This window comes from Pseudomonas sp. NFR09, from assembly GCF_900111535.1.
Taxonomy (GTDB): Bacteria; Pseudomonadota; Gammaproteobacteria; order Pseudomonadales; family Pseudomonadaceae; genus Aquipseudomonas; species Aquipseudomonas extremorientalis.
Genome location: NZ_FOIH01000005.1, coordinates 310,856 through 333,516, shown reverse-complemented (window position 1 = coordinate 333,516; position 22,661 = coordinate 310,856). Strand labels below are relative to the sequence as shown.

The window sequence follows — 22,661 nt, the reverse complement described above, 5'->3', positions numbered from 1 at the left end:
GACCCATTCCGCTTATAACCGATTGATCTAAAACTCCACGAATAGCCCCGTGTCAGTTTCTGGGTACGCGCCCTTTTGGGCGTATTGAGTTTTATGCTCCCCAACGGAAAAACCGGTAAGGAATTTATGTGCGGATTAGCTGGAGAATTACGTTTCGATGCCCAACCTGCCGACCTGGCGGCGATTGAACGCATCACCCATCACCTGGCCCCGCGAGGCCCCGACGCCTGGGGCTTTCATGCCCAGGGGCCGATTGCCCTGGGCCATCGGCGCCTGAAAATCATGGACCTGTCGGACGGCTCGGCCCAACCGATGGTCGATTCGCACCTGGGCCTGAGCCTGGCCTTCAACGGTGCGATCTATAACTTCCCGGAATTGCGCGAAGAGCTGGAAGCCCTGGGTTACGCCTTCTATTCCGGCGGCGACACCGAAGTGTTGCTCAAGGGTTACCACGCCTGGGGTGAGGCACTGTTGCCCAAGCTCAACGGCATGTTTGCCTTCGCCATCTGGGAACGTGATGCCCAGCGCCTGTTCATCGCCCGCGACCGCCTCGGCGTGAAGCCGTTGTACCTGTCGCGCACCGGCCAGCGCCTGCGCTTTGCCTCGGCCCTTCCGGCGCTGCTCAAGGGCGGCGATATCAACCCGATCCTCGATCCGGTAGCCCTGAATCACTACCTGAATTTCCATGCGGTGGTGCCGGCACCACGCACCTTGCTGGCGGGCATCGAAAAACTGCCGCCGGCCAGCTGGATGCGTATCGATGCCAGCGGCAAGACTAAACAGCAAACCTGGTGGACCCTGCCCTACGGCCCGCGCGAAGATGAAAAACACCTGAGCCTGGAAGACTGGACCGACCGCGTGCTCGACAGCACTCGCGAAGCCGTGGCCATCCGTCAACGTGCCGCGGTGGATGTGGGTGTGCTGCTCTCCGGTGGGGTCGATTCGAGCATGCTCGTCGGCCTGCTGCGTGAAGTCGGCGTACAGGATTTGTCGACCTTTTCCATCGGCTTTGAAGACGCCGGTGGCGAGGCCGGCAACGAGTTCCAGTACTCGGACCTGATCGCCAGACACTACGGTACGCGCCACCACCAATTGCGCATCGCCGAAAGCGAGATCATCGAACAACTGCCAGCGGCGTTTCGCGCCATGAGCGAGCCGATGGTCAGCCATGACTGCATCGCCTTCTACCTGCTGTCGCGGGAAGTGGCCAAGCACTGCAAGGTAGTGCAAAGCGGCCAGGGCGCCGATGAGTTGTTCGCCGGTTACCACTGGTACCCGCAGGTCGACGGTGCCGCCGATCCCTATATGGCTTATCGCGATGCATTTTTTGACCGCAGCTACGACGACTATGCCGCCACTGTCGCGCCCAAATGGCTGACCGCCAACGACGCGGCTGGCGATTTCGTGCGCGAACATTTCGCCATGCCCGGCGCCGATGCGGCGGTGGACAAGGCCCTGCGCCTGGACAGCACGGTGATGCTGGTGGACGACCCGGTCAAACGCGTCGACAACATGACCATGGCCTGGGGCCTGGAAGCGCGCACGCCGTTCCTGGACTACCGCCTGGTGGAGCTGTCGGCCCGCGTGCCAGGTAAATTCAAGTTGCCCGATGGCGGCAAGCAAGTGCTGAAAGAAGCGGCGCGCCGGGTCATTCCGAGCGAAGTCATCGACCGCAAGAAGGGTTACTTCCCGGTGCCAGGCCTCAAGCACTTGCAGGGCGATACCTTGAACTGGGTACGCGAACTGCTGCTCGACCCGAGCCAGGATCGCGGCCTGTTCAACCCCGCCGCGCTGGACCGCTTGTTGACCGACCCGCAGGGCCAATTGACGCCGTTGCGTGGCTCCAAGCTGTGGCAACTGGCAGCGCTGAACCTGTGGCTCAGCGAACAAGGAATCTGATTGATGAAACCTCTCGCAGCGGCCTATAGCCAACGCTTGATCAAGGGCCAGGCGCCGACCTACGAGCGCCTGCAGGCGCGCCTGGCGGAAGACGGCAGCCCATTGGCCGCCGAGCCGATTGCGGTGCATTGCGGCTGGGGCCGGTTGCTGATCGGGCATACCTTTCCCGACCCGGCCAGCCTGGCCCAGGAACTGCTCCATGAGCAGCCGGGTGAGCGTGACATTGCCCTGTACGTGGCGGCGCCCCAGCAGATCCTGGGCATCGATCCCCAGCAGCTGTTTCTCGACCCCTCCGACACGCTGCGCCTGTGGTTCAGCGACTACCGCCCGGCTACCCGGGTGTTTCGCGGCTTCCGCATCCGGCGGGTGCAGACGGAGGCCGATTGGCTGGCGGTGAACCAGCTGTACCAGGGGCGCGGCATGTTGCCGGTCGACGCCGAGCGCCTCACGCCGCGCCATCAGGGCGGCCCGGTGTACTGGCTGGCGGAAGATGAAGACAGCGGCGCGGTGATCGGCAGCGTGATGGGGCTGAATCACCAGAAGGCGTTTCATGACCCGGAAAACGGTTGCAGCCTGTGGTGCCTGGCAGTCGACCCGCTGTGCACGCGCCCCGGCGTGGGCGAAGTGCTGGTGCGTCACTTGGTGGAGCACTTCATGAGCCGTGGCCTGAGCTACCTGGACCTGTCGGTGCTGCACAATAACCGCCAGGCCAAGAACCTCTACGCCAAGCTCGGTTTTCGCGCGCTGACCACCTTTGCGATCAAGCGCAAGAATGGGATCAACCAACCGTTGTTCCTCGGCCCTGGCCCGCAGGCGGGGTTCAACCCCTATGCGCGGATCATCGTCGAGGAAGCCCATCGGCGCGGTATCGATGTACAGGTGGATGACGCCGATGCCGGGCTGTTCACCCTGAGCCATGGCGGGCGCCGTGTGCGTTGCCGTGAGTCCTTGAGCGACCTGACCAGCTCGATCAGCATGACCTTGTGCCAGGACAAAAGCCTGACGCACAAAGTGCTGAAGGCCGCCGGTTTGAAAGTACCCTCGCAGCAACTGGCGGGCAGCGCGGATGACAACCTGGAGTTCCTCGATGAGCACCAGCGCATCGTGGTCAAGCCGCTGGATGGCGAGCAGGGTCAGGGCGTCGCCGTGGATCTGCAAAGTATCGAAGAGGTGCAGCAAGCCATTGAAGCGGCGCGGCAGTTCGACAGCCGTGTGTTGCTGGAAAGCTTTCACGAAGGCCTGGACCTGCGCATCCTGGTCATCGGTTTCGAGGTGGTGGCCGCCGCGATCCGCCGTCCTGCGGAAGTCACCGGTGACGGTCATCACTCCATTGGCGCATTGATCGAAGCCCAGAGCCGCCGTCGCCAGGCCGCTACCGATGGTGAAAGTAAAATTCCTCTGGATGGTGAGACCGAACGCACACTGAAAGCCGCTGGCTATGACTACAGCAGCATCCTGCCCCGTGGCCAGACCCTGGCCGTGCGCCGCACCGCCAACCTGCATACCGGTGGTTGCCTGGAAGACGTCACCGCCATCCTCCACCCCACGCTGGTGGACGCCGCCGTGCGCGCCGCCCGCGCCTTGGATATTCCCATGGTGGGCCTGGACCTGATGGTGCCCGCCGCCGATCAACCCGAGTACGTGTTTATCGAAGCCAACGAACGGGCCGGCCTGGCCAATCATGAGCCGCAACCGACCGCGGAGAAGTTTGTGGATTTGTTGTTTCCCCACAGCCAGCCTGCTACTCAATAACCCTGTGACCAGGGGACCTCTTGTGGTGAGCCAGCTAGCCACAACACGGCTGCTCGCCACACCTCATCAGGAGTCTTTATGAGCCGAAACATCCCCGAACCGGATCTGAACTACCTGCAAAAAGTGCTGCTGGAAATGCTCGCCATTCCCAGCCCCACCGGATTTACCGACACCATCGTGCGCTACGTCGCCGAGCGCCTGGAAGAGCTGGGCATCCCCTTTGAAATGACCCGGCGCGGCACCATCCGCGCCACCCTCAAGGGCCAGAAAAACAGCCCCGATCGTGCGGTATCAGCACACTTGGACACCATTGGCGCCGCCGTGCGCGCCATCAAAGACAATGGCCGCTTGAGCCTGGCGCCGGTGGGTTGCTGGTCGAGCCGCTTTGCCGAAGGCAGCCGCGTCAGCCTGTTTACCGATAACGGCGTGATCCGTGGCAGTGTGTTGCCGTTGATGGCCTCCGGGCATGCGTTCAATACCGCCGTGGATGAAATGCCGGTGAGCTGGGACCATGTGGAATTGCGCCTGGATGCCTACTGCGCCACCCGTGCCGACTGCGATTCCCTGGGCATTGGCATCGGTGACTATGTCGCCTTCGACCCGCTGCCGGAGTTCACCGAGAGCGGGCACATCAGTGCCCGGCACCTGGACGACAAAGCCGGCGTTGCCGCGCTGCTGGCCGCGCTCAAGGCCATCGTCGACAGTGGCGAGCCGTTGCTGATCGACTGCCATCCGCTGTTCACCATCACCGAGGAAACCGGCAGTGGCGCAGCGGCCGCGCTGCCCTGGGACGTCAGTGAGTTCGTCGGCATCGACATCGCCCCGGTCGCCCCCGGCCAGCACTCCAGCGAGCATGCGGTGAGCGTGGCGATGCAGGATTCCGGCGGGCCATACGACTATCACCTGTCGCGGCATTTGCTGCGCCTGGCGTCGGACAATGAGTTACCAGTGCGCCGCGATTTGTTCCGCTACTACTTCAGCGACGCGCACTCGGCCGTCACCGCCGGCCACGACATCCGCACCGCGTTGCTGGCGTTCGGCTGCGATGCGACCCACGGTTACGAGCGCACGCATATCGACAGTCTGGCGGCGCTGAGTCGTCTATTGGGCGCCTACATTCTCAGCCCGCCCGTGTTCGCCAGCGACGCGCAACCGGCACAGGGTTCCCTGGACCGGTTCAGTCACCAGATCGAGCACGAGACGCAGATGGAAAGCGACACGCGAGTGCCGTCGGTGGATAGCCTGGTGGGCAACAAGTCCTGAGACTGGCAACTACGGTCCCGGCGCAGTAGGATCGCCGGGATCCATCACCCGAGGCTTGTATGCTGATTCCCTACGATGCACTTGAAGTCGACACGCTCACACGCCTGATCGAAGACTTCGTGACCCGCGACGGCACCGACAATGGCGATGACACGCCGCTGGAAACCCGCGTACTGCGCGTGCGCCAGGCACTGACCAAGGGCCAGGCGCTGATCGTGTTCGACCCGGAAAGCGAGCAGTGCCAGTTGATGCTCAAGCACGACGTGCCCAAGCATCTGTTCGACTGACGTCAGAGATTGGGCACCGGCACCGGATGGGTGCTGGCGGCCTGGCGCTCGCGGATTTTCTGATGCACCTCCGCGCGATGTACATGCACCCCGGCCGGCGCTTCAACGCCAAACTTCACCTGGGTACCGTTCAACTCGAGGATATGCACGGCGATGTCATCGCCAATGGAGATGACTTCGCCTATGGCGCGGCTTAGAACCAGCATGGCGGTTGTCCTTTTAACAGTGAAAGGACCTCGACCATGCGCGCAGGCTGTGGTGTGCATCAATGGCTTGCCGTGAAATCAGGCACTACTTACATGTGTAGGTAAAATGCCTGACAGACCACTTCCCGGTCAGCCTTTGACGGCCTGTGCCTTGGCGCGCATTTTGTCGGCCATGCTGGTCATTTCGTCATACAACAACTGCGGGTTCTTTTGCTTCAACGCCCATGCCACGCGCCCCTGTTCGTGGGGCAGGATCATGAACTCACCTTCCGCGACCCGCTGGTAGATGTAATCGGCGATATCCGCCGCCGAAATCGGCGAACTTTCCAGCAACTTGCCCACCTGGGCCTTCATGGCCGGGGTCGGCCCACGGAAGGAATCCAGCAGATTGGTCTGGAAGAACGATGGGCACACCACATGCACACCGATTTCCTGCTGCTTGAGCTCCACCAGCAGACTCTCCGACAACGCCACCACACCCGCCTTGGCTACGTTGTAGTTGCTCATGGCCGGCCCCTGCATCAGCGCGGCCATGGAGGCGATGTTGATGATGCGGCCCTTGCTCTTTTCCAACAGCGGCAGGAACGCCTTGCAGCCCTTGACCACGCCCATCAGGTTGATTGCGATCTGCCAGTCCCAGTCCTCCAGGGACAACTCGGCAAAGAAACCGCCTGACGCCACGCCTGCGTTGTTGACGATCACATCGATACCGCCCAGCTTGACCTCACAGGCCTGGGCAAACGCGGTGAGCTGGCTGTAGTCGCGCACGTCGCAGCGCTGGATAAAACCTTCGCCACCGGCCTCGCGCACCAGCCTGAGGGTTTCCTGCAGGCCGGGCTCGCTCACGTCCGACAAGGCCAACTGCCAGCCCTCACGGGCCCAGCGCAGAGCGATTTCACGACCCAGGCCGGACCCGGCGCCAGTGATCATCATGCGATTTTGCATAGAAAGTTGCCTTGTGGTTCACGGAAGAAGTGACCGGCAGTGTAGCGAAGGTTTTTCCTACACCCACCCACCATCAGAGTGATGAATGCCCCTGGCAAACCGTGGGCCGGGTCGGATGTTTGCGTATAGCCTAAGTTCAATATTTTTCAACTAACAGGTTTAGTTGCGAGCGCATTAAAAGAAATAAGCCTGTGTGCGAAATGCTTTAAAAAAATACTGAATTTTCTGCGAAGAAGCATAGTCGGAGTTGTTAAGGCGTCTGTCTTTAATATGCGGGCCTATCGTTAAACAACCGGTCTTTGCAGAAGGCCAATAAGGAAAAAAACCATGAGCCTCATTCTGATCATTATCTTGATCCTCCTGCTGGTCGGCGGTCTGCCAGTGTTCCCTCACTCACGTAATTGGGGTTATGGCCCGTCGGGTATCCTGGGCGTTGTCCTGGTGGTGCTGCTGGTGCTGTTGTTGCTTGGGCGTATATAAACGCCAGGCAAAAAAAGAGGCCCTTTAAAGGGCCTCTTTTTTATGGCCGGTTAATTAGTCCGGCTTGCCGTTGACCACACCTGCGGTGTTATCCAACAGGCTCTTGGTAGCGGTCTGCAGGAACGACTCGAGTTTCTGCTTCAGTGCCGCCTCGTCCGGCGACTCGGGGATCACTTTACCGGTTGGGTTGGCGCCCAGTTCGTATTCCCACAACTTCGGTGGCATTTCCTTCGGCAGCACCAGAATGCGATCTGCCGTCACCAATGCCACGGTTTGATCGCTGCCCGATGGCTTGATCACACCAAAACCCTTATCGCCTTCCGGCAGGTTCAACAGGTCACGGCCCCAGCACTGGTGCAGGGTATCGCCACCCAGGCGCCCCATGATGGTTGGCACGATGTCGATCTGGGTGCCCACGGTGTGGTCACGCTCGCCGAACTTTTCCTGCATGCCTGGCGCGATCATCAGCATCGGCACGTTGAAACGGCCCAGGTCCATTTCGGTGATCTGCTGCTCGTTGCCGAAGCCATGGTCACCCACGATGACGAACAGGGTTTCCTTGAAGTAAGGCTCCTTGCGGGCCTTCTCAAAGAACTGGCCCAGGGCCCAGTCGGAGTAGCGCATGGCGGTCAAATGCTCGTTGAGGCTGCCACGGTCGGTGACTTTCTCAACTGGCAATGGCGTCGGCAACGCGTACGGCGTGTGGTTGGACAGGGTTTGCAGCAACGCATAGAAGGGCTTGCCACCTTCACGCGCCTTGAGCTCTTCCAGGCCACGGTTGAACATATCCTGGTCAGACACACCCCACGTCGGGTCGGAGAACACCGGATCGACGAAGTCATTGCGACCGATGAAGTTGGTCATGCCCTGGTTGCTGAAAAAGCCCGACTGGTTGTCCCAGGCGAAATCGCCGTTGTACACATACACGTCGTCAAACTTGCGCGCGCTGAGCAACTGCGGCAGGCCCGACAGCTTGTGGCTGCCTTCCGGGGTCTGCATCAGGTATTCGAAGCCCGGCAGGTTCGGGAAGCACGCCATGGTGGCGAACATACCCTGGTGGGTATGGGTGCCGTTGGAGAAGAAACGGTCGAACAGCAGGCCTTCCTTGGACAGTTTGTCGAAGTACGGCGTGATGTTGCCCGGACGACCCAAGGCGCCGACCGAGTGACCGGCGAAGCTTTCCATGAGGATCACGACCACGTTCTTGATCGGCAGGGTCTTCTCGGCCGGCGGCATGTAGTCGCGGCGCACGGCGGCGATGTCGGTATCCACCAGTTTCTCTTGCGGCAGCACCAGCATGTCACGCACGGTCTGGGTGGCCAGCGGCTGGTCGAGGGTGGCCTTCCAGATATTGGAGCGATCTTCGGAGAACCGCGACTTGGCCGCGGCGATCAGCGACAAGGTGCCGTTGAGGCCCAACTGGTTGGCGAAGTTCGAATCCGTAGTGTAGACATCCCCCCAACGCAGCGGCGGCCCCTGGCGCAGGGTGCCACGGATGGCGACCACGGCGATCAGCAGGCAGACCACGAACACCGCGATGCGCGTGTACCACGGCGCGACCTGGCGGGTACCGATGCTGCCACCGCTGAACGGGCCACGCGGGCGTGTGGCGCGGTCGGCGCCTTTGAACGCCATGCTCAGGATCAACGTACCCACGGCCCAGGCCAGCAGGTAGCGCACCACCGGGAAACCGTACCAGAGCATGCTCATCACGGTCTTCGGGTCTTCCTTCACATATTGGAAGACCAGGCCGTTGAGGCGCTGGTGGAACTCGCGGTAGAAGTCCATTTCCATCAGGCCCAGGAACAGGGCGATGCTGGACGCGACGGTCAGCCACAAACGGAAGAACCCGCGCGCAGCCATGGCGCGGACGCTGAACAAGGCCAGCAGCAGCGGGACCAGCAGGTACATCACCAGGCGAATATCCAGGCGCAGGCCATTGCCGAACGCTTCGAGGAAGGTCGAGGCCGGCGTGTCGAGGATCATTTCGCGGTTGTACACCAGCAGCGCCAGGCGCAGCAGGGAGAACATCACCATCATGACCAGTGCGCAGAGCAGCGTGTACGCCAGATGGGATTTGACGGTCGGTTGCAGCAGGCGATTAGAAGCTCGCTGCTGACTCAGGGCGTCCGGGTTTGCCATGTCGTTTCAGGACCCATTGGAAGTTTAAGTGACGAAGTAGTGCAGTGGCGCGAATGGTGCCCGATCAACAGCGGCAAGGCTATTAATTACTGAACGTGCACCGGCGCTCCGCCTTTAGTGGCTCTTGGGACAGGGCCTTGGCAGGAAGATAAAGCCGGCGAATTGTCTTGGAAGGGATGTGAAAATTTTGTGCAGCGAATATTTCGAAACACAAAATGAATTGAAGGGAAAAGCCGTGGCCCGACAGCTGCCGAACCAGGGTTCGACAGCTGCCAGGTGGTGTGCGAGATCAGATCCGCACATTACCCCGTGGTCCGGCAATCGCCCAGATGATCAGGCCCAGCACCGGCAGCAGCAGGATCAACAAGATCCACAACACCTTGGCGCCCGTGCTTGCGCCGCTTTTGAATACGTTGATGATCGCCCAGATATCCAGCGCGAGGATGATCAGCCCGATCAAGCTATTAAACGTGGAACCCATGGTGTCGCTCCTAAGTGAGGGCATGCCCTTGTAGGATAGTCAGCCCTGACGGGGGTTCCGTTTTATTTCAGACGTGAACCGCGACTTTCAGCGCTTCCAGGGACGGTTCGCCCTTGATGCCGACTTCGGCGCACAGCTCCAGCACGCGCGGCAGGTCGTTGCCGTAGACCAGTACCGCCTGGATCTCGTCATCCAGCAGCTGGCTGAAGTTGAGCAGCACATAGCCGCCATCCTCCGGACTGAGGGCGCTCATCTGGATCTGGATGCGGTTGAGTGCGGTCAGGTCTTCGGTCTTGGCCAGTTGCTTGGGCTTGAGGTTGAACGCAACGCCCGGGCCGAACGACGCGACGATCTGCGCGAACAGGTCACCATAGGTGTCGGCCTGGAACAGCACGGTGTCCGGCAGGCTGCCGACCACCACCCACTCACCCAGTGGGATGGGGAAGGTGTCGTCGTAGTTGATATCCGGGTTGGCCGCCAGAAACGCGGCCGGGTCGGCGTAGGCCTGGGCCGCCTCATCGGCAATGCGCGCCACCTCGTCCTCACCCATGACGCCGGCGCTGATTTTGCTGATGAGTTCGACGAGGGCGGTTTTCATGAGAATGGTCCTGTAGCGGGCTGGCTTTTGAGGGCGCGTAGCCTACACCAGTTTCTGCAACTGCGCCGCCGTATCCACCGCGCCCATGGTCTGCGCCGCGGCCAGTGCGGTGGCGCCATTGGCGTCGGTGGCCTTGGGGTTGGCGCCCTGCCCCAGCAGGTAATCGACCATTTCCACGCGGTTGAACATCGCCGCCATCATCAACGCCGTACGGCCGTCGGAAGACGCGGCGTCCACCGGCGCGCCTCCGTCGATCAGCGCCTTGACCACGTCCAGGTTGCCCTTGAACGCTGCACCGGCCATCGGCAGCTGGTTCTTGTCGTTGGCGATCTGCGGATCGGCCTTGAACTCCAACAGCACTTTTACTGCCTCGGCATGGCCGTGATAAGCCGCGAGCATCAGCAAGGTGTCGCCGTTGTGGTTGCGCAAGTTGGCCGGCAAGCCTTTGGCCAGCAGCGCAGCGAGCATGGCGGCGTCGCCTTTGCGGGCAACGTCGAAGACCTGCTCGGCAAATTCGGCGGCTTCGTCTTCAGTCATTTGTTTGGCTTGGTCTGACATGTGGGGCTCCTTGTCTGGTCCTCTATATGGCGCCCAGTGTCGCGAGGGAGTTCCCCCCTGTCATGGCTTTTTTGTCAAAAGCGGCCATAGGCAGAATCAATGGCGCTACTTTAATAACGAAAATGCCCAGCCTGGATCTGCGCCAGCAATTGCCCGGTGACCGGCACATAACTGTCCGACCCCGGCAGCCAGGCGTAGACCGGGTCATTGCCCGCCTTGTCCGGGTCGAAGGCTTCCTCCTTGAGCCGCACCTTCTGATATTTGAAGGTGCCGGTGGTTTCCATCTTCACCTTGATCCGCAGGAACAATGGCACGGCATAGTGCGGCAACTGGCCGTGGGCGAACTGCAGCAACTCACGCATGTCCAGGGCAGCCAGCGATTCGCTCGGGGTGATGGCGACCATGCCGGCACGGCCGTTGGTGTTTTCGATTTCCACGCCATAGGCCACGACTTCAGCGATCTGCGGGTGTTGCAACAAGATGTTCTCCACTTCGGTGGTGGAGACGTTTTCTCCCTTCCAGCGATAGGTGTCGCCCAGGCGGTCGACGAACTGTGCATGGCCGAAGCCGATGCTGCGCACTAGGTCGCCGGTATTGAAGTAGCGGTCGCCCTTCTCGAACACATCCGTGAGGATCACCTTGCGGTTTTTTTCCGGGTCGGTGTAACCGTCATAGGGCGACTTTTCATCGATCCTGGCCAGCAACAAGCCCTGCCCGCCGGTCTTCACTTTGTGCATGAAACCATCGCCGCCACGGATCGGTTCACCCGTGTCGTGGGCGTAGTCCACCAACGCCCAGTGTTGCAGGCAAAAGCCGACGGTGTTGTCGAAATTCAATATGTTGGTAAAACCGATATTGCCGTCGCTGGCGGCGTACAACTCGCAGACATGCGCCACGCCGTAGCGCGCCTTGAACTGCGCCCACACGCCAGGGCGCAGGCCATTGCCGACCATCTTGGTCACGCGGTGATCACGGTCGTTTTCGGCCGCTGGCTGGTCGAGCAGGTAGCGGCATAGTTCGCCGACGTAGCCGAGGGTGGTCGCCTTGAATCTGCGCGCATCTTCCCAGAACTGACTGGCGCTGAACTTGCGCCGGATAGCGAACCCGGACGCCCCGACAATCGCCGCGCCCCAGCACACACAGAGGCCGGTGGCGTGGTACAGCGGCAGGGTGCAATAAAGAACATCCTCCGGCCCCATGTCCAGCGCAATGCTGCCGAAGCTGATCGCGGTCTTGGTCCAGCGGCCATGTTTCATGATGCCGGCCTTGGGCAGCCCGGTGGTGCCGGAGGTATAGATATAGAAGCAGGGGTCGTTGAAGAAAATCTGCGCGGTACTCGGCAGGTTATCTACCGGGCCACCGGCGCTGACAGCCATCAGGTCACAATAACCATCGGGCAGCGCATTGGCTTGCTGGTCCGCGACAAACCAAGTGCGTTCAGCGGAAATGCCCACCTGCTCACGTACCGCGTCATAGGAAGCCACCAATTCCGCACCGGCCACAATCGCCACCGGGTTCACCAGGTTGAGGCTGTGCAGCAGCGCCGCCTGGGTCTGCGCGGTATTGAGCATCGCACAGACGCCGCCCAGCTTGGCCACGGCCAGCACGCTCAGCAGCAACTCGGGACGGTTTTCGATAAAGATCGCCACCACATCGCCCTTGCCGATGCCCTGGGCTTGCAGATGGTGGGCAATACGGTTGGCCTGCTGGTTGGCTTCGCTGTAGCTGAGCACGCGGTCGCCGTACAACAAGGCTGTGCCATCCGGGTTGCGCAGGGTGGCTTGTTCAAACTGCCAGCCCAGGCCACAGGGCTGAGCGGGGTCGGTGACATTGGCGGCCCGCATGCCGCGCACCACCCGAGGCAGAGCACGAACAATGGCCGGCACCTTACGCAGCATCAAGCCCCAGGTGATCATGTCGTTTTGCGGGTGGCGCATGGGAACGTCCTTTTTCTTATTGTTCGTAAACCTTGCAGAAAAGTACGTCAGGCCCTCTTCGGCTGTACACGCAGGATTTGAAAAGTTTTGTATCCCGATAAGCGAACGCTGAAAAAAGGAATTAAGCCAGGCAGAGAGAGTCATTATGAGTAGTGAGGCACCTGCCCGAGCGCGCCCGGCAACGCAAAATGCAGGATGCATGATGGCCATTCATGCAAATTGCACGAATCCGGAAATTTTGTATTTTTATAAGCTATTGATTTATAACGATATTTATCTAAATCACTAGCTGGCACAATCACTGCACCTATCTCTCCATGCTTGCCCACTTGAGCCAACGGAGCTGATAGACATGAGCCTGATCCAAGATAAATTCGCTTCAGTATTCTCCAACTACGATGTCACCACCCAGCCTCGTCCAGACGGCGGCATCCTGCTGACCCTGCGCAACAGCGAAGGTAAACAGGTCAAGCGTTCGATCTCCTATCAGCAGTTGCACACTGCCGATCAGCTGACCTGGGTCATCAGCGCCATTCGCCGCGACCTGGCTGAACAGGCCAGCGAGTTGCCGCAGATTTCGATGCTGCAGAGCCAGAACCGCTTTGCCTTGCCGACCTACCACTCGGCTTAAGCCTGAAATACCCAAAAGGGCCGCGACGCATTGAGCGTCGCGGCCCTTTTTCATGGGTTCAACACAGCCCCTGGCGGCTGGCTTCATTGACGGCTTGTACCCGATTGGTTACTTGCAGCTTGCAATAGATATTACGCAGGTGGAATTTCACGGTTGCTTCGGACGTGGCGCGTATCTGGCTGATCTCCCAGACGGTCTTGCCTTCCGAAGCCCAGCGTAGGATTTCCAACTCCGCCGGAGTCAGGGCCTTGCCAGCCAGGTTCAAACGTCGCCTGACTGCATTGGGTACCGAATATGGCGGTAGAAACGATTCCTTGGGGCCACTCATTAGTTCCTCTCCTTTCTCTGGCTCATGCCGCCCCCTCTTCGGATTCCTCCTATTGACAGGTGACATAAACATTGATGTCGCAGAGGGTTACATAACGAATGGTATTAAGGCGCAGGCCCGCGCATAAACATCCAAGCCTTACAGAAGTTTGAGTTTCTTCCCACAGCAACTTCCAACCTTAAGGGGTTGTAGTTTTTGATCGGCGGGGATTAGTCGTCCAGGCCGGGGAAACGACTGGCAATATCGTCCTCGGTGAACTCCGGTATACATTCTTCAAGCGTATTGAACAGGCGCAGTGTGACAAAGTGCGGGTTCTCCCCCATGTCAATCCAGTGCGGCATACCGGCCGGGATCACAAGCAGGTCGTTTCTCTCGCAACGCACGGCGTATACATAATCGCCTATGTGCAGGGAAAACAGCCCCTGCCCTGCGATGATGAAACGTGCGGCAACTTCGCTGCAGCGGCGCTCGGCAAGAAAGCCCGCACGCACCTCGGCCTTCTGGAGATGATCCTCCGTCACCCTGAGCACCTGCGCATCCGCGTAGCCCAAGGCTTGAATCTGTGCCTTGTACGCCGCAATCAGTTGCGCATCTGTAGCCCCCTTCTCGATAGAAACGGGTGGCCAACGCTCAAAACGCACGCCGTGCTCGGCCAGGGTCGCAGCAATATCCTCGGGGTGGGTGAGGACCTTGTTCGGGGTGTCCGGTGAAGCAGCGCAGTAGACGGCGACATAACTCATTGAAGGGTTCCTTGGTTCTGCTCGTGCAATCGAAGACCGATGATAAGGGCGGCGGCCAGGGCCGCGACGCTCGCGATACTGAAGGTCAGGGTCGGCCCCAACAGGTTCCAGCTGTAGCCGGCATACAGCGCACCCAGCGCACCGCCGGTGCCGGCCAGGGCGGCGTAGAGCGCCTGGCCCTGGCCTTGTTGCCGGGCACCAAAACTGCGTTGCACAAAGGCAATCGAGGCTGCATGAAAGCTGCCGAACGTGGCGGCGTGCATTACCTGCGCCAGCAACAGCACCCAGAAATACTCGGCAAACGACCCCAACAGCAACCAGCGCAATGCCGCCAACAGGAAGCTCGCCAGCAGTACACGACGCACCGAAACGCGCGTGAGGATGCGGCTCATGCCCAGGAACATCAATACTTCCGCTACGACCCCCAGCGCCCAGAGCATGCCGATCACGCCCCGGCCGTAACCCAGGTGTTCAAGGTGCAGCGTCAGGAAGGTGTAATACGGGCCGTGGCTCAGTTGCATCAATGCCACGCAAGCATAAAACGCCAGCACGCCGGGGCTGCGCAATTGCTTGAGGAAGCCGTCGCCCGCCAGACGATTGCCGTGGGTCGCGGGCTGCGCATTCGGCACCCACAGGCTGGCGCCGATGATGCCGGCCATGATGACTACGACCACCACCGGGTAGATGTCCAGGCTCAGCCAGTCGAACAAGCGGCCCATGATCACCACGGTGAGGATAAACCCGATGGAGCCCCACAGGCGGATCTGGCTGTAGCGCGCCGTCTGCTTTTGCAGGTGCGCGAGGGTGATCACTTCAAACTGCGGCAGTACCGCGTGCCAGAAGAATGCATGCAGCGCCATGACCAGGGCCAGCCAGGCGTAGGTATGGCTGACGAAGATCAGCGAAAAACTCGCCAGGGTGCACACCGCACCAAAACGCACGATGGCCAGGCGCCGGCCGGTGTAGTCGCCCAGCCAGCCCCACAGGTTGGGCGCCACGCAACGCATCAGCATGGGGATGGCCACCAGCTCGCCGATGCGCGCGCTGGAGAACCCGAGGTGATCGAAGTACAGCGCCAGGAACGGCGCGGTCGCCCCCAGGAGGGCGAAGTAGAACAGGTAGAAGCTGGAGAGGCGCCAGTATGGGAGGGCTGTCACAGCAGCGCCGTCACAACTGGGCCAGCACCGGCGTACTCACGCGCACATCGGCATTTTGCCCGCGATTGCGTAACAGGTGGTCCATCAACACGATGGCCATCATCGCTTCGGCGATCGGGGTGGCCCGGATGCCGACGCATGGGTCGTGGCGGCCTTTGGTGATCACGTCCACCGGGTTGCCATGCACGTCGATCGAACGCCCTGGCGTGGTGATGCTCGACGTGGCCTTGAGCGCCAGGTGCGCCACGATCGGCTGGCCGGAGGAAATACCGCCGAGGATGCCGCCCGCGTTGTTGCTGAGGAAGCCTTGCGGGGTCAACTCGTCACGGTGCTCGGTGCCACGCTGGGACACACAGGCAAAGCCGGCACCGATTTCAACGCCTTTGACGGCGTTGATGCTCATCAGCGCATGGGCCAGTTCCGCATCGAGGCGGTCGAAGATCGGCTCGCCCAGTCCCGGCTTCACGCCTTCGGCCACCACGGTGATCCTCGCGCCGACGGAATCCTGGTCGCGGCGCAACTGGTCCATGTAGGCTTCCAGTTCCGGCACCTTGTCCGGGTCCGGGCTGAAGAAGGCGTTGTCCTCGACGCTGTCCCAAGTCTTGAACGGGATTTCAATCGGACCCAGTTGGCTCATGTAGCCCCGGATCACGATGCCCTGGGTGGCCAGGTATTTCTTGGCAATGGCACCGGCGGCCACGCGCATGGCGGTTTCGCGGGCCGAACTGCGGCCGCCGCCACGGTAGTCGCGCTCGCCGTATTTGTGGTGGTAGGTGTAGTCGGCGTGGGCCGGGCGGAACAGGTCCTTGATCGCCGAGTAGTCCTTGGACTTCTGGTCGGTGTTGCGGATCAGCAGGCCGATGGCGCAACCGGTGGTGCGGCCTTCGAACACGCCGGAGAGGATCTCGACTTCGTCCGGCTCCTGGCGCTGGGTGGTGTGGCGGCTGGTGCCGGGCTTACGGCGGTCGAGGTCACGCTGCAGGTCTTCCAGGGACAGTTCGAGGCCTGGCGGGCAGCCGTCGACAATGGCGACCAACGCCGGGCCATGGCTTTCGCCCGCGGTGGTGACAGTGAACAGCTTGCCGAAGGTATTGCCGGACATGCAGGGCGCTCCGTGAAATCAGTTGAATCAAGTCAACCGTAATAACTTAAGGCGGCCAGTATACGCAGGCTAACCGAGTAGTTCATCCTCGAAACCTTCCGGGTAGACCTTGGTCCAACCGGCACCTTCCTCATGATGGCGCGATGATGCTGCGAGCTCTGCTTTTGACCCTCACCCTGTTTTCCAGCGTTGGCTTCGCCGCCTCCCCGGTCGTGCTGCAAAGGCCCATCAGCCTCGACACCGGCAGTGGCGAGCTGTCTGGCTCACTCTTGTTGCCCAAATCCGACAGGCCAGTCCCGGTTGTACTGATCATCGCCGGCTCCGGTCCCACCGACCGCAACGGCAACAGTGCCGACGGCGCGCGCAACGACAGCCTCAAGCGCCTGGCCTGGGTGCTGGCGCGGCACAATATCGCCAGCGTGCGCTACGACAAGCGCGGCGTCGCAGCCAGCCTGGCGGCCACGCCGGATGAGCGCAACCTGACCCTGGATGCCTACGTGGCCGATGCCGTGGCCTGGGGCAAGCTGCTCAAGGCCGACAGACGCCTGGGGCCGTTGATTGTGCTGGGTCATAGCGAAGGGGCCTTGGTGGCGGCCCTTGCCGCGCCGCAACTGGACCCGGCCGGCGTCATTTCGTTGTCCGGCAGCGCACGCCCGGTAGACCAGGTGATCCGCCAGCAGTTGGCCGATCACCTGCCCCCCGCCCTGCTGCTGCGCAGCAACGAGATCCTCGATCACCTCAAGGCCGGCCAGGTGGATAACGACGTGCCTGGCCCGCTGGAAGGTATTTTCCGCCCCAGTGTGCAGCCGTACCTGATCAGCCTGTTCCGTGCCGACCCATCGGCCGCTTTCGCCCAGTTGCGCATGCCCGCGCTGATCATCCAGGGCACCCACGATATCCAGGTGGGTGTGAGCGACGCCCAGCAATTGAAAAAGGCCAAGCCCGACGCGCAGTTGGCGGTGATCGAAGGCATGAACCACGTGATGCGCATCGTGCCCAACGATGTGAAGCAACAATTGGCCTCCTACAACGATCCGCAACTACCCCTCGCCGCCGAACTGGGCAGCCGCGTCGTGCGTTTTATCGAAGGACTTCAACCCCATTAAGCGACTATTTGCCTCCAGTCCTGGGAAAACCGGCCGATAAGCCCTGGGTCGACAGTAAAAAGACTGTCGGCTCGCTGGGCTTGGACAGGATCGCGCCGCATGACAACCACTGAAGCAACACCGGAATCCACCGCCGACACCCCGGCTGAAAAAACCGAGGCCGTCGACGCGGCGCCCCTGCCGTGGGCGGATGTCCAGGCCGAGCATTTCAAGATGCTGCGCCTGGCCCCCCTGGCCACCGACCGTGCCACTGGCGTGCGGCCGTTGCGGTTCGTGCAGTTCGGCTACGCCGAGCGCAATGACAAGCACCACAGCCTGCTGCGCATGGTCATCCAGCTGCCAGGGCAGCGCGTGCGCCGTGAGCAGAACCACCTGGATATCTGGGTCGACCACGACAAGCACCGTGTGCACTTCGGCCCTGGCAACAGCCTGGAAATCGAACCAGCCAACCGGGGTATCGGTCGCTTCCTGGTGGCCCAGGGCGCCGCGTGGGCGAAGAAGAAGTGGTCACACTACCGCGTCGACGGCGTCGACCTGGCCAACAAAGATGCCTTGAACGAGGCCACCCGCCTGCGCCGCGATCACTTCCTGCGCATCCAGGGCTTTGATGTGGCCTACGCCGATGTGCAACACCTCAAAGGTAATGTGCAGCCGGGCAAGGTCGGTGATGTGCTGGACAGTTGGAACACCGAGAAGGTGCAGTTCGTGGAGATTCTCGAAGCCGCGCAGATGCTGCAACAGGCTGAGCAGAACCTGGCGGAGCAGGAAGTGAAGCTGCGCAAGGAAGAGGAAAAGGTCACCAAGTTCAAGCGTGAGGACAGCGGGTTGCGCTTTACCATCACCTGCCTGGTGGCGTTTACGGTGTTTCAGGCGGGGTTGTTGATCTGGATTGCCACCCACCGCTGAAATGAGTCTATGCCTTGAAATAAGGTCTGAATGTGGGAGGGGGCTTGCCCCCGATAGCTGAGTGTCAGTATTTGGAGTAGCTGACTGATCCACCGCCATCGGGGGCAAGCCCCCTCCCACATTGGCCCTATTCGTTCAGTAAGGTGGGTTAAACGCGGGCGGCAAACACCGCCTGATGTTGGCGGCACTGCTCCGCCGTCAACATGAACACCCCATGCCCACCACGCTGGAAGTCCAGCCAGGCGAAGTCCACTTCCGGGTACAACGCCTCGACGTGCACCTGGCTGTTGCCCACCTCCACGATCAGCAAACCTTTCTCGGTCAGGTGGTCCGCCGCTTCGGCCAGCATGCGCCGCACCAGGTTCAAGCCATCATCGCCACAGGCCAGGCCCAGTTCCGGTTCATGCTGGTATTCGTCGGGCATGTCGGCGAAATCTTCGGCATCCACATACGGCGGGTTCGACACGATCAGGTCAAAACGCTGGCCCGGCAGACCGTCGAAACCGTCACCCTGCACGGTGTACACGCGCTCATCGACGCCATGGCGCTCGATGTTCTGGTTGGCCACTTCCAGGGCTTCGAACGACAGGTCGCCCAGCACCACTTCGGCGTCCTGGAACTCGTAGGCACAGGCAATGCCGATACAGCCGGAGCCGGTGCACAGGTCGAGAATGCGTGCCGGCGGTTGCGCCAGCCAGGGTTCGAAGCGGTTTTCGATCAGTTCGCCGATCGGTGAACGGGGGATGAGCACGCGTTCGTCGACGATGAACGACATGCCGCAGAACCACGCTTCGTTCAACAAGTACGCGGTGGGCACGCGCTCATGGATGCGCCTGTGCAGCAAACGTTGCACATGGGAAACTTCCTCTTCCTCCAGGTTGCAGTCCAGATAACTGTCGGCAATCTCCCACGGCAAGTTCAAAGCGCCGAGCACCAATTGACGGGCTTCGTCCCAGGCATTGTCAGTGCCATGCCCGAAAAACAGGTCTTCCCCATGGAAACGGCTGACAGCCCAACGGATGTGGTCGCGCAACGTGCGCAGGCGGGATGTGATCACGGGGGCAAGCTCCTGGAAAAAACGACTGGTGATTCTAACAGCCTTCACCTGTACCGACGATGTACGAAACCCCGCGCCCATCCGTCGGATTTCATCCGAATTGCCATCATTGTGTCAAACAGGCCCACCTCTTGACATGGCTACACGTCAACAACGGCGTACCTTACGATGGTAGCGATTCACAGAACCGCTCAGCCAGTGGACAATGTCGCAAAAGCCCCCCTCACAGGAGCCCCAGAATGTCCGTTCCAAAGACGATGTTTCAACTCAGCGGTCGTGGTTACGCAGCTGCGAACCTCAGCCATGCGACCCTCGTGATCATCGACGCCCAGAAGGAATACCTCAGCGGCCCGCTCGCCCTCTCCGGCATGGACGCGGCCGTTGGTAACATCAAGCAACTGGTCGCCGCAGCGCGCAACGCCGGGCGCCCGATCGTGCATGTGCGTCACCTGGGCACCGTTGGCGGCTTGTTCGACCCGCAAGGCGAACGAGGTGAGTTCATCCCGGGCCTCGAGCCTGCAGGCGACGAAACCATCATCGGCAAACTGCTGCCCAGCGCATTTCACGGCACCGGCCTGGAAAAACACCTGCAGGACCTCGGTTCCCTGGACCTGATCGTCTGCGGCTTCATGAGCCACTCCAGCGTCAGCACCACCGTGCGTGCCGCCAAGAACCTGGGCTTTCGCTGCACCCTGGTGGAAGACGCCTGCGCTACCCGCGACCTGCCTTACAAAGGCGGCATCCTGAGCGCCGCGCACGTACAGCAGACCGAAATGGCCATCATGGCCGACAACTTCGCCACCCTGGCGTTGACCAAAGACCTGATCTGATCGACCTTCTGATGAGCGGTGCGGCAATGTTTATTGCCCCGCTCATCCGCAAAGCCTTTTCATTTGGCGCATTTACCCCTCGCCCCGGAACAACCTGTGTATTGTCCGGTCGAAGGGCCGATACCCTGGAGGAAAGGTCGGAATGAAGATATCCGATGGTTTTGATGCTCGTCGCTTGCGCCCCAAGGGCCCGAGCAACTGGCGTCTGCGCCTGGTTGCCGGCATCGCCGCGCTGCTGGCGATCGTAGGTCTGCTGTTGGCCGGCGCTGGTGGCGCCGGTCTGTCTGGTCACTCGCCGGCCCTTGGCGAGCTGAATGCCAGCCCTGGCGGCTCGGCTATCCTGTTGGGGATCGGGCTGCTGGTACTGTGGTTGGGCGTATGGTTGTGGCGGCGCAGCCGCCGAAAAATGCGCCAGCCGTTGTCGCTTAATATCGCTTCGCACCTGATGAAAAAACACGACTGATGGCGCTTGGATAGCGTTTCCTGCGCCCCGGCCGCCGCGATTTAGGTAAACTGCCCGCCCTTCGCGGAGGCTGACATGCAAGACGACGATTTTTCCCTGTTCAAAAACGAGCTGCGCGGCGTCAAGCCGATCAAGCACGACCGCGCCGACACCGGCAAACCCAAGGCCGACCGCGCGCAGATCGCCAAGCTGCGCCAGGCCGCGACCGTGCGCACCGATGCCACCACCGTGGACGGCCTGTCGGACCAGTTCGTGATCGACGTCGGCCCCGAAGACGAGCTGATGTGGGCCCGCGACGGTGTGCAGGAAAGCCAGATGCGCAAGCTCAAGATCGGCCAGATCCCGTTCGAAGGCAGCCTCGACCTGCACGGCATGACCGTGGAAAAAGCCCGCGAAACCCTGTGGGCCTTCCTCGCCGAAGCCACCAAATTCGAAATCCGCTGCGTGCGCGTCACCCATGGCAAGGCCGTGCGGCTGGACGGCAAGCGGCCGATGATCAAGAGCCACGTCAACACCTGGCTGCGCCAGCACGCCCAGGTACTCGGCTTTACCTCGTGCCAGGCCCGCCACGGCGGCGCGGGGGCGGTGTATGTGATGCTCAAGCGGACCATGATGGAAGGGCGCGACGAGTAACAAGTGCCATCGTCAGGCTTGCAGCGATGTGCCCGCCACCGTAACCTTGCGCTTTGCGAAAATCCCACAGGTAGTTTCATGTCCCTGGAACAGAATTACACCGCGATCCTCGGCCAACTCGGCGAGGACGTTTCCCGCGAGGGCCTGCTCGACACGCCAAAACGTGCCGCCAAGGCGATGCAGTACCTCTGCCGCGGCTATGAGCAGACACTGGAAGAAGTCACCAACGGTGCCTTGTTCAGCTCCGACAACAGCGAAATGGTGCTGGTCAAGGACATCGAGTTGTACTCGCTGTGCGAACACCACCTGCTGCCGTTTATCGGCAAGGCCCACGTTGCCTACATCCCGAGCGGCAAAGTGCTGGGCCTGTCCAAGGTCGCGCGGATTGTCGACATGTATGCCCGCCGCCTGCAGATCCAGGAAAACCTCAGCCGCCAGATCGCCGACGCGGTGTTGCAAGTCACCGGCGCCCTGGGCGTGGCCGTGGTGATCGAGGCCAAGCACATGTGCATGATGATGCGCGGTGTGGAGAAGCAGAATTCGTCGATGATCACTTCGGTGATGCTGGGTGAGTTCCGCGAAAACGCGGCGACCCGCAGCGAATTCCTCAGCCTGATCAAGTAACGGGCTGCTTAGGAAAAGACCGGCGTTCATCGCCGGTTTTTTTTCGCCCGCAGAATTCAGGTAAGCTGCCGCCCCTCAGTTATGGGCAAGAGGTTTAAACCATGTTGGTCAAAGCACTTCGAGTCGGCCTCGGCCAGATCATCATCGCGGGCGACTTCCTGACCCGTCCCCGTAAAAAACAGCGCCCCGCCGAACAGCAGGCGCAGGTGAATGCAGCGGCCAAGGAACTGACCCTGTATCAGTTCCACGCCTGCCCGTTCTGCGTGAAGACCCGTCGCACCCTGCACCGCCTGAATGTGCCGGTGGCGTTGAAGGACGCGAAGAACAACGAGCAGGACCGCCAGACCCTGCTGGAGCAAGGCGGCAAGATCAAGGTGCCCTGCCTGCGCATTGAAGAGAATGGCCAGACCACCTGGATGTATGACTCCAAGGTGATCATCGATTACCTCGACAAGCGTTTCGCTGCGCTCTGACAGACACTGGATGACCCATGTGGGAGGGAGCTTGCTCCCGATGGCGGTGTATCAGTCAACTTA

Annotated in this window: 25 protein-coding genes; 13 read left to right on the top strand and 12 right to left on the bottom strand. The window is 61.1% G+C overall.

The genetic code is table 11. From position 1 onward, the window contains the following. Positions 1-126: 126 nt before the first annotated feature. The 4 genes from BMX59_RS14270 (at position 127) to BMX59_RS14255 (ending at position 5,201) form a co-directional block, all read left to right on the top strand. Positions 127-1,899, top strand: coding sequence for an N-acetylglutaminylglutamine amidotransferase (locus BMX59_RS14270; RefSeq protein ID WP_093122455.1), 1,773 nt, complete (start codon positions 127-129; stop codon positions 1,897-1,899). 3 nt (positions 1,900-1,902) lie between these two features. Then, entirely contained in the window at positions 1,903-3,651 is a 1,749-nt protein-coding gene (ngg, locus tag BMX59_RS14265) for an N-acetylglutaminylglutamine synthetase (RefSeq protein ID WP_092243217.1), read from the top strand. Between the two features lie 78 nt (positions 3,652-3,729). Continuing rightward, the gene (locus BMX59_RS14260) at positions 3,730-4,914 is read left to right on the top strand and encodes an osmoprotectant NAGGN system M42 family peptidase (protein ID WP_033900901.1); all 1,185 of its coding nucleotides are present in this window, start codon (positions 3,730-3,732) and stop codon (positions 4,912-4,914) included. A gap of 59 nt (positions 4,915-4,973) precedes the next feature. Next, a complete protein-coding gene (locus tag BMX59_RS14255; protein ID WP_003192759.1) occupies positions 4,974-5,201 on the top strand; it encodes a YheU family protein in 228 nt (75 codons plus the stop codon). A 2-nt stretch (positions 5,202-5,203) separates the two neighbouring features. Here the strand turns inward: BMX59_RS14255 and csrA are convergent, their stop codons facing one another. After that, positions 5,204-5,407: a carbon storage regulator CsrA gene (gene csrA / locus BMX59_RS14250; RefSeq protein WP_092243214.1), complete on the bottom strand. Its 204-nt coding sequence runs from the start codon at positions 5,405-5,407 to the stop codon at positions 5,204-5,206. Between the two features lie 129 nt (positions 5,408-5,536). Further along, positions 5,537-6,352 (bottom strand): SDR family oxidoreductase, encoded by an 816-nt coding sequence (locus tag BMX59_RS14245; protein ID WP_092243211.1) that lies wholly within the window; start codon positions 6,350-6,352, stop codon positions 5,537-5,539. 327 nt (positions 6,353-6,679) lie between these two features. Here BMX59_RS14245 and BMX59_RS14240 point away from each other — a divergent pair, with 327 nt between their 5' ends. Further along, on the top strand, positions 6,680-6,832 hold the full coding sequence (locus BMX59_RS14240) for a DUF3309 family protein (protein ID WP_015885095.1): 153 nt from the start codon (positions 6,680-6,682) through the stop codon (positions 6,830-6,832). Positions 6,833-6,886: 54 nt separating this feature from the next. On the opposite strand, the gene BMX59_RS14235 is transcribed toward BMX59_RS14240, so the two are convergent. The 5 genes from BMX59_RS14235 to BMX59_RS14215 all read right to left on the bottom strand — a co-directional run bounded on the left by BMX59_RS14235 (position 6,887) and on the right by BMX59_RS14215 (position 12,548). After that, complete coding sequence (locus BMX59_RS14235) at positions 6,887-8,974, bottom strand: LTA synthase family protein (RefSeq protein WP_071490758.1); 2,088 nt, start codon at positions 8,972-8,974, stop codon at positions 6,887-6,889. A gap of 289 nt (positions 8,975-9,263) precedes the next feature. Next, on the bottom strand, positions 9,264-9,455 hold the full coding sequence (locus tag BMX59_RS14230) for a PLDc N-terminal domain-containing protein (protein WP_003192770.1): 192 nt from the start codon (positions 9,453-9,455) through the stop codon (positions 9,264-9,266). Between the two features lie 67 nt (positions 9,456-9,522). Next, positions 9,523-10,053, bottom strand: a complete 531-nt coding sequence (locus BMX59_RS14225) for a hypothetical protein (RefSeq protein WP_071492765.1) — start codon at positions 10,051-10,053, stop codon at positions 9,523-9,525. A gap of 42 nt (positions 10,054-10,095) precedes the next feature. Continuing rightward, positions 10,096-10,611: an ankyrin repeat domain-containing protein gene (locus tag BMX59_RS14220; protein WP_092243208.1), complete on the bottom strand. Its 516-nt coding sequence runs from the start codon at positions 10,609-10,611 to the stop codon at positions 10,096-10,098. A gap of 110 nt (positions 10,612-10,721) precedes the next feature. Then, positions 10,722-12,548, bottom strand: coding sequence for a long-chain-acyl-CoA synthetase (locus tag BMX59_RS14215; protein ID WP_093122444.1), 1,827 nt, complete (start codon positions 12,546-12,548; stop codon positions 10,722-10,724). 352 nt (positions 12,549-12,900) lie between these two features. On the opposite strand from BMX59_RS14215, the gene BMX59_RS14210 reads away from it, so the two are divergent. Next, complete coding sequence (locus BMX59_RS14210; RefSeq protein ID WP_003172952.1) at positions 12,901-13,179, top strand: DUF3509 domain-containing protein; 279 nt, start codon at positions 12,901-12,903, stop codon at positions 13,177-13,179. Positions 13,180-13,237: 58 nt separating this feature from the next. Here the strand turns inward: BMX59_RS14210 and BMX59_RS14205 are convergent, their stop codons facing one another. The 4 genes from BMX59_RS14205 to aroC all read right to left on the bottom strand — a co-directional run bounded on the left by BMX59_RS14205 (position 13,238) and on the right by aroC (position 16,506). Continuing rightward, complete coding sequence (locus BMX59_RS14205; RefSeq protein ID WP_092243202.1) at positions 13,238-13,507, bottom strand: response regulator transcription factor; 270 nt, start codon at positions 13,505-13,507, stop codon at positions 13,238-13,240. A gap of 209 nt (positions 13,508-13,716) precedes the next feature. After that, a complete protein-coding gene (locus BMX59_RS14200) occupies positions 13,717-14,247 on the bottom strand; it encodes an acireductone dioxygenase (RefSeq protein ID WP_093122438.1) in 531 nt (176 codons plus the stop codon). Continuing rightward, the gene (locus tag BMX59_RS14195) at positions 14,244-15,404 is read right to left on the bottom strand and encodes an MFS transporter (protein WP_092243196.1); all 1,161 of its coding nucleotides are present in this window, start codon (positions 15,402-15,404) and stop codon (positions 14,244-14,246) included. Before BMX59_RS14195 ends, BMX59_RS14200 begins: the two co-directional genes overlap by 4 nt. A gap of 10 nt (positions 15,405-15,414) precedes the next feature. Beyond that, positions 15,415-16,506, bottom strand: coding sequence for a chorismate synthase (gene aroC, locus BMX59_RS14190; RefSeq protein WP_071490765.1), 1,092 nt, complete (start codon positions 16,504-16,506; stop codon positions 15,415-15,417). Between the two features lie 143 nt (positions 16,507-16,649). Between aroC and BMX59_RS14185 the strand changes: the two genes are divergently transcribed. Together BMX59_RS14185 and BMX59_RS14180 are read left to right on the top strand one after the other, a co-directional pair. Next, entirely contained in the window at positions 16,650-17,612 is a 963-nt protein-coding gene (locus tag BMX59_RS14185) for an alpha/beta hydrolase (protein WP_093122432.1), read from the top strand. Between the two features lie 99 nt (positions 17,613-17,711). Then, the gene (locus BMX59_RS14180; protein ID WP_058424625.1) at positions 17,712-18,518 is read left to right on the top strand and encodes a hypothetical protein; all 807 of its coding nucleotides are present in this window, start codon (positions 17,712-17,714) and stop codon (positions 18,516-18,518) included. 148 nt (positions 18,519-18,666) lie between these two features. Here BMX59_RS14180 and prmB read toward each other — a convergent pair whose 3' ends face one another. Next, positions 18,667-19,575: a 50S ribosomal protein L3 N(5)-glutamine methyltransferase gene (prmB, locus tag BMX59_RS14175; protein WP_071490767.1), complete on the bottom strand. Its 909-nt coding sequence runs from the start codon at positions 19,573-19,575 to the stop codon at positions 18,667-18,669. Positions 19,576-19,814: 239 nt separating this feature from the next. Here prmB and BMX59_RS14170 point away from each other — a divergent pair, with 239 nt between their 5' ends. From BMX59_RS14170 to BMX59_RS14150, 5 genes are all read left to right on the top strand, one after another. Then, a complete protein-coding gene (locus BMX59_RS14170; protein WP_092243189.1) occupies positions 19,815-20,405 on the top strand; it encodes a cysteine hydrolase family protein in 591 nt (196 codons plus the stop codon). Positions 20,406-20,547: 142 nt separating this feature from the next. Continuing rightward, positions 20,548-20,868 (top strand): hypothetical protein, encoded by a 321-nt coding sequence (locus BMX59_RS14165; RefSeq protein ID WP_058424627.1) that lies wholly within the window; start codon positions 20,548-20,550, stop codon positions 20,866-20,868. A gap of 75 nt (positions 20,869-20,943) precedes the next feature. Continuing rightward, the gene (locus tag BMX59_RS14160) at positions 20,944-21,501 is read left to right on the top strand and encodes a Smr/MutS family protein (RefSeq protein ID WP_058424628.1); all 558 of its coding nucleotides are present in this window, start codon (positions 20,944-20,946) and stop codon (positions 21,499-21,501) included. A gap of 78 nt (positions 21,502-21,579) precedes the next feature. Then, on the top strand, positions 21,580-22,125 hold the full coding sequence (gene folE, locus BMX59_RS14155; RefSeq protein ID WP_003236739.1) for a GTP cyclohydrolase I FolE: 546 nt from the start codon (positions 21,580-21,582) through the stop codon (positions 22,123-22,125). 101 nt (positions 22,126-22,226) lie between these two features. Then, positions 22,227-22,598 (top strand): glutathione S-transferase N-terminal domain-containing protein, encoded by a 372-nt coding sequence (locus BMX59_RS14150; RefSeq protein WP_093122427.1) that lies wholly within the window; start codon positions 22,227-22,229, stop codon positions 22,596-22,598. Positions 22,599-22,661 lie beyond the last annotated feature (63 nt).

Bases quoted from the DNA above. Each gene is read 5' to 3' on its own strand.
- BMX59_RS14215 (WP_093122444.1), bottom strand. From the start codon at position 12,548: ATGCGCCACCCGCAAAACGACATGATCACCTGGGGCTTGATGCTGCGT.
- BMX59_RS14220 (WP_092243208.1), bottom strand. From the start codon at position 10,611: ATGTCAGACCAAGCCAAACAAATGACTGAAGACGAAGCCGCCGAATTT.
- BMX59_RS14270 (WP_093122455.1), top strand. From the start codon at position 127: ATGTGCGGATTAGCTGGAGAATTACGTTTCGATGCCCAACCTGCCGAC.
- aroC (WP_071490765.1), bottom strand. From the start codon at position 16,506: ATGTCCGGCAATACCTTCGGCAAGCTGTTCACTGTCACCACCGCGGGC.
- BMX59_RS14200 (WP_093122438.1), bottom strand. From the start codon at position 14,247: ATGAGTTATGTCGCCGTCTACTGCGCTGCTTCACCGGACACCCCGAAC.
- folE (WP_003236739.1), top strand. From the start codon at position 21,580: ATGTCCCTGGAACAGAATTACACCGCGATCCTCGGCCAACTCGGCGAG.
- BMX59_RS14260 (WP_033900901.1), top strand. From the start codon at position 3,730: ATGAGCCGAAACATCCCCGAACCGGATCTGAACTACCTGCAAAAAGTG.
- BMX59_RS14230 (WP_003192770.1), bottom strand. From the start codon at position 9,455: ATGGGTTCCACGTTTAATAGCTTGATCGGGCTGATCATCCTCGCGCTG.
- csrA (WP_092243214.1), bottom strand. From the start codon at position 5,407: ATGCTGGTTCTAAGCCGCGCCATAGGCGAAGTCATCTCCATTGGCGAT.
- BMX59_RS14225 (WP_071492765.1), bottom strand. From the start codon at position 10,053: ATGAAAACCGCCCTCGTCGAACTCATCAGCAAAATCAGCGCCGGCGTC.
- BMX59_RS14165 (WP_058424627.1), top strand. From the start codon at position 20,548: ATGAAGATATCCGATGGTTTTGATGCTCGTCGCTTGCGCCCCAAGGGC.
- BMX59_RS14170 (WP_092243189.1), top strand. From the start codon at position 19,815: ATGTCCGTTCCAAAGACGATGTTTCAACTCAGCGGTCGTGGTTACGCA.
- BMX59_RS14240 (WP_015885095.1), top strand. From the start codon at position 6,680: ATGAGCCTCATTCTGATCATTATCTTGATCCTCCTGCTGGTCGGCGGT.
- BMX59_RS14150 (WP_093122427.1), top strand. From the start codon at position 22,227: ATGTTGGTCAAAGCACTTCGAGTCGGCCTCGGCCAGATCATCATCGCG.
- BMX59_RS14180 (WP_058424625.1), top strand. From the start codon at position 17,712: ATGACAACCACTGAAGCAACACCGGAATCCACCGCCGACACCCCGGCT.
- BMX59_RS14255 (WP_003192759.1), top strand. From the start codon at position 4,974: ATGCTGATTCCCTACGATGCACTTGAAGTCGACACGCTCACACGCCTG.
- BMX59_RS14235 (WP_071490758.1), bottom strand. From the start codon at position 8,974: ATGGCAAACCCGGACGCCCTGAGTCAGCAGCGAGCTTCTAATCGCCTG.
- BMX59_RS14210 (WP_003172952.1), top strand. From the start codon at position 12,901: ATGAGCCTGATCCAAGATAAATTCGCTTCAGTATTCTCCAACTACGAT.
- BMX59_RS14185 (WP_093122432.1), top strand. From the start codon at position 16,650: ATGATGCTGCGAGCTCTGCTTTTGACCCTCACCCTGTTTTCCAGCGTT.
- BMX59_RS14205 (WP_092243202.1), bottom strand. From the start codon at position 13,507: ATGAGTGGCCCCAAGGAATCGTTTCTACCGCCATATTCGGTACCCAAT.
- ngg (WP_092243217.1), top strand. From the start codon at position 1,903: ATGAAACCTCTCGCAGCGGCCTATAGCCAACGCTTGATCAAGGGCCAG.
- BMX59_RS14160 (WP_058424628.1), top strand. From the start codon at position 20,944: ATGCAAGACGACGATTTTTCCCTGTTCAAAAACGAGCTGCGCGGCGTC.
- BMX59_RS14245 (WP_092243211.1), bottom strand. From the start codon at position 6,352: ATGCAAAATCGCATGATGATCACTGGCGCCGGGTCCGGCCTGGGTCGT.